General features: G+C 70.2%; 6 protein-coding genes. 3 read left to right on the top strand and 3 right to left on the bottom strand.

The features are described 5' to 3' along the window. A partial coding sequence (locus AC2VNT_RS13545; protein WP_486947355.1) for a Clp protease N-terminal domain-containing protein occupies window positions 1–276 on the bottom strand: 276 nt, incomplete at its 3' end. Window positions 277–530: 254 nt separating this feature from the next. On the opposite strand from AC2VNT_RS13545, the gene AC2VNT_RS13540 reads away from it, so the two are divergent. Genes AC2VNT_RS13540 through AC2VNT_RS13530 form a run of 3 tightly spaced genes read left to right on the top strand, consistent with a single transcriptional unit; the run spans window position 531 to window position 3,276 of the window. Then, window positions 531–1,700 (top strand): FAD-binding oxidoreductase, encoded by a 1,170-nt coding sequence (locus tag AC2VNT_RS13540; protein WP_486947354.1) that lies wholly within the window; start codon window positions 531–533, stop codon window positions 1,698–1,700. A gap of 47 nt (window positions 1,701–1,747) precedes the next feature. Then, window positions 1,748–2,395 (top strand): Rv0361 family membrane protein, encoded by a 648-nt coding sequence (locus AC2VNT_RS13535; protein WP_486947353.1) that lies wholly within the window; start codon window positions 1,748–1,750, stop codon window positions 2,393–2,395. 53 nt (window positions 2,396–2,448) lie between these two features. Beyond that, entirely contained in the window at window positions 2,449–3,276 is an 828-nt protein-coding gene (locus AC2VNT_RS13530; RefSeq protein WP_486947356.1) for an aldose 1-epimerase, read from the top strand. Between the two features lie 156 nt (window positions 3,277–3,432). On the opposite strand, the gene AC2VNT_RS13525 is transcribed toward AC2VNT_RS13530, so the two are convergent. Together AC2VNT_RS13525 and dnaJ are read right to left on the bottom strand one after the other, a co-directional pair. Next, window positions 3,433–3,804: a heat shock protein transcriptional repressor HspR gene (locus AC2VNT_RS13525; protein WP_486947352.1), complete on the bottom strand. Its 372-nt coding sequence runs from the start codon at window positions 3,802–3,804 to the stop codon at window positions 3,433–3,435. Window positions 3,805–3,853: 49 nt separating this feature from the next. Then, window positions 3,854–4,809, bottom strand: a 956-nt coding sequence (gene dnaJ / locus AC2VNT_RS13520; protein WP_486947351.1) for a molecular chaperone DnaJ, incomplete at its 5' end; no start/stop codon positions are given.

Genomic DNA, 4,809 nt, shown 5'->3' with positions numbered 1-4,809 from the left:
GGTGATCGCCGCCAGTGACTCGCGGGACAGTTGCGGTTGCGCGCTGGCGCCGCTGGCCTGCGGCAGGCGCCCGATCAGCCGCTCGGCCTCGGTGCGCACCGCGGCGGGCTGGACGCCGACCGCCTCCAGCAGTGGCGCGGCGATCCCGTCGTTCTGGGTCAACAGGGCCAGCAACAGATGTGCCGGCCGGATCTCCGGGTTACCAGACGCCGTCGCCGCCTGCAGCGCGGCGGTGAGCGCGGCCTGAGCCTTAGTGGTCGGGTTGAACGAGTCCACGACACCTCCATGTCGGTATCCGAAAGATGTTTGCTTGGTCGTTCAACGTCGTCAAGGTTGAGTCTGTTCCGCTCAAGGATGACGAGTTTTGCTGCCGGGCCGAGCTCGGTTCCGCGCTCAATGACCACCGCCGCAGGCTCCTTGGCCTGTTGCGCGACCAGACGCCGGGTCGCATGGTGCAACGGTGACCCCGTCCCGGGGCAGATACGGCGAGTCGGTCCGGCCCACCCCGACCGCGGATAAAATCGGCGGTCGTGGGCTTGGACGATCGCGACGCGCTGCGGGTGCTGCACGACGCCTTCGCAGTGCCCGCTGACGGCAACGGCGGCGTGGTCGGTCGGTTCTTCCGCCACTGGTTCGGTGCCGACCCGGCGGTGCGCGATCTGTTCCCCCCGGACATGGACGCCCAGCAGGCGGCGTTCGCCCACGCGTTGAGCTGGGTATACGGCGAGTTGGTCGCACAGCGCGCCGACGAACCGGTGGCGTTTCTGGCACAACTCGGCCGGGACCATCGCAAATACGGCGTCACCGACCGGCACTACGAAACGGTGAATCAGGTGCTGCACGCGACGCTGCGAGACCAGCTCGGGGCGGCCTGGACCGACGCCGTCGCCGACGCGGCCAGCCAGTCGCTGAACCTGATCATCGGCGTGATGAGCGGCGCCGCCGACGCCGAGGCCGGGCCGGCCTGGTGGGACGGCACCGTGGTCGAGTTGCTGCGGGTGTCCCGGGACCTGACCGTCGTCCGGCTTCAGCTGGATCAACCACTCGACTACTGCCCGGGTCAGTACGTCAAAGTCGAGGTACCGCAGTGCATCCGGCGCTGGCGTTACCTGACCCCGGCCATCCCCGCGGATGACGGCGGCGCCGTGGAGTTCCACGTCCGCGCGGTCTCCGGCGGCCTGGTGAGCACGGCAATCGTCAACGAAACCCAGACCGGCGACCGGTGGCGGCTGTCCAGCCCGCACGGCGCGATGCGCGTCGACCGGGACGGTGGCGACGTGCTGATGGTCGCCGGCAGCACCGGCCTGGCTCCGTTGCGGGCCATCATCATGGACCTGACCCGGTGGGGGGAGAACCCCCGGGTACACCTGTTCTTCGGTGGCCGGTATCCGTGCGAGCTGTACGATCTGCCGACGTTGTGGCAGATCGCCGCGCACAACCCGTGGCTCTCGGTGACCCCGGTGACGGAGTACGCCGGCGACCCGCAGTGGGCCGCCGACTATCCCGACGTGACGCCCCCGCGCGGGCTGCACGTGCGCCAGACCGGTCGGCTCCCCGAGGTGGTCACCGGCTACGGCGGCTGGGGCGACCGTCAGATTCTGATCTGCGGCAGCCCCGGCATGGTCCGCGCCACCGAAGCGGCCCTGATCGGCAGGGGCGCATCACCGGAGCAAATCCAGCACGACCCGCTGTCGGCGTGACCGCCCGTACAGGGTCGGTCCCGACCCATGCTGCACAATTAGTCGCTATGACGAGCTATCCACCGATGCCGCCGCCCGGCCGGTACCCGCAGGGGCCATATCCGGCCCAGCCGCCGTACCCCGGCCAGGCAGCCTACCTCGGCCAGGCGCCCTACCTCGGCCAGCCGCCCTACCTCGGCCAGCTGCCCTACCTCGGCCAGCTGCCCTACCCCGGCCAGCCGCCCTACCCCGGCCAGCCGCCCTACCCCGGCCAGGCGCCGTACGGGTGGGGGGCTCCGCCGCCGTCGAACAAGAAAGGCTGGATCATCGGTGGCAGCGTCCTGGCGGTGCTGGCGCTCGTGGTGGCGCTCGTCGCCGGCGGTTGGATCACCGGAGGCTCCGACGAGGCCCAGATCCGTGCCACGATCGAGCAGATCGCCAAAAGGGGACCCAGGCCGGACAGCAACCTGTACTGCGCGAAATTCAACGATCTGCTGGAGAAGTTCTCCAGCTTCGACCCACCGAGGAACGCGGCGGGTCCGCGGCCGGACGGCAAGGGCCGGATCGTCTCGATCACCGTGAACGGCAACCACGCCACGGTCACCGCCGAGCGGACCGTCGGCGGCCGGTCCAACACCTCCTCCATCGACTTCGTCAAAGAAAACGGCAAGTGGAAGATGTGCCCCGACCTCTCCGACCTGCCCGGCATGTCTTGATCCTGCGCGACCCGTCGTCACCGGTGCAGGCCGAATTCCTGCCTTCCGCCGGGATGATCGGCGTCTCGCTCACCGACGCCGATGTGCAGCTGCTCGGCCTGCGCCGCGGCCTGGAGGCATACCTCACCACCGCCAAGACCATGGGCATCCCGCTCCTCTACCCGTGGGCGAACCGATTGAGCGCCACCGGCTACACCGCCGAAGGCCGCGACGTCACGTTGACCCCGGGGCGTTCCGGCGTGCACGTCGACGCCAACGGGCTGCCGATCCACGGCCTGGTGGCTGGCTACCCCGATTGGCGGGTGACCACCGAGTCGGCCTCCGAACTCGTCGCCGAACTGGACTTCGGGGCCGATCCGGCACTGCTGGCGGGATTCCCGTTCCCGCATCTGCTGACGCTGCAGGTCACCCTCACCGATCGGACCCTGCGGCTGCGCAGCACCGTGACGGCCACCACCGAGACGACCGTCCCGCTCTGCTACGGCTTCCACCCCTACCTGCAGCTGCCCGAGGTACCCCGAGCGGCCTGGCTCATCGACACCCCGGTGATGCGGCACCTGGCGCTGGACAGCCGCGGCATCCCCACCGGTGCGTCAACCCCGGCGCCGGCAACGTCAATGATGTTGGGCGACACCATTTGCGACGACGGGTACGACCAGATCGCCGACGGTGCGGTGTTCGCGGTATCCGGCGGCGACCGGCGCATCGAGGTGTGCTTCGAGTCCGGTTACCCGGCGGCGCAGATCTTCGCACCCGCCGGTGAAGCCGTGGTCTGCTTCGAGCCGATGACCGCCCCGACCGACGCGCTCAGGCGCGGCGGCTACCGGGTGGCCCGGCTGGGCCGGCCCGGCGTCGCGCAGTTCTCCATCCGAATCTCTTGAGGCCGGCCGACTTCGGGTTACCAGCGCCCGAATCGAGGATGACTCTGGACAGCAACTCCAGTCTGGTCCCTGGCCGGTGTCTCGCCGCCGGCGCCGCAGGCGGCGGCGACCCGAAGCCCCACAACCAACTCCAGCGCGGTTTCGCCGCGGGATCGGTCACCGCCGCGGCTGCCACACCACTACCGCGGTGCTCTTCGGCACCAGCGCGATATCCCGGCGTGGCGTGCCGCGCAGCGTCTCCAGTTCGGCGGCCATCTCCTTCATCCGGGAACGCAGCGCCTCGACCTGATTGGTCAGGTCGATGATCCGCTTGATGCCGGCCAGGTTGACGCCCTCCTCGTGGGAGAGCCGCTGCACCTCGCGGAGCAGGTCGACGTCGCGCTGCGAGTACCGCCGTCCCCCACCGGAACTGCGGCGTGGACTCACCAAACCCAGCCGGTCGTAGGTGCGCAGCGTCTGTGCGTGCATGCCGGAGAGCTCGGCGGCGACCGATATCAGGAACGTCCGCGAGCTGTCCGAGGCACTCATACGCCACTCCTCAGCATCACTTCGTTCTGCATCGTCGCCGGCGGGGCACTCATCGCCGATCGCCTGCCCAGCCGGCCCTGGGGTTGAATCCGCTCTCCCGCTCCGCGGCCGCGTACGCCTCCAACGCGTCCCGCGCGGGTCCCTCCAGGTCCGGCGGGACCGCGACCTTGACGGTGACCAGCAGATCCCCGTGGCCGCCAACGCGTTTCGGCACGCCACGGCCGCGCACCCGCAGAATCCGCCCGTCGGCGGTGCCCTTCGGCACCCGCACCCCGACCTTGCCGTCCAGCGTCGGCACCGAAAGCGTGGTCCCCAGGGCGAGTTCGGTGAAGCTCACCGGGATCGTCACCGTAAGGTCGTCGCCGTCGCGGCCGAAGAGCTTGTCCGGACGCACCCGGACGGTCACATACAGGTCGCCGGAGGGCGCACCGCGCAGGCCCGCTTCGCCCTGCCCGGCCAGCCGGATCCGCTGGCCGTCCTCCACCGCCGGCGGTATCCGCACGTTGATGGTGCGACTGCGGGCCGCCCGGCCGGTACCCTTGCACTCGGTACAGGGGTTCTCGATGATCGATCCGCTGCCGCGGCAGTCGTTGCACGGCTCGGAGAAGCCGAACGCCCCCTGGTTGCGGCTGATCACCCCGGAGCCGTTGCAGGTGGAGCAGATCTTCGAGCTGGTACCCGGCCGGGCGCCGCTGCCGTGGCAGTTCGTGCACGGCGCGGCGCTGGTGAGCCGCAGCGGCATCGCCACACCCTTGGCCGCCTCGGTGAAACTGAGCTCGGCCTCGGTCTCCAGGTCGTTGCCGCGCCGCGGCCGGCTGGGCCGCTGCTGCGCGCCACGCCCGAACAGCCCGCCGAACAGATCGCCGATATTGGCGCCGCCGGTCTGGCCGGCCGCGCCGAACAGGTCGTTGAGGTTGAACTCGGCGCCGTCGCCGCCGGTGGTGAAGCGGACGAAGTTGCCGCCGCCGAAGCCGCCGTTGAACCCACGGCCAAACCCGCCGCCGG

This window comes from Mycobacterium sp. TH-M15 (genome assembly GCF_057473705.1).
This window is presented reverse-complemented; position numbering and strand designations above follow the sequence as displayed.

Excerpts from the sequence above, each read along its gene's own strand:
- AC2VNT_RS13535 (WP_486947353.1), top strand. The coding sequence starts at position 1,748 with ATGACGAGCTATCCACCGATGCCGCCGCCCGGCCGGTACCCGCAGGGG.
- AC2VNT_RS13530 (WP_486947356.1), top strand. The coding sequence starts at position 2,449 with ATGATCGGCGTCTCGCTCACCGACGCCGATGTGCAGCTGCTCGGCCTG.
- AC2VNT_RS13525 (WP_486947352.1), bottom strand. The coding sequence starts at position 3,804 with ATGAGTGCCTCGGACAGCTCGCGGACGTTCCTGATATCGGTCGCCGCC.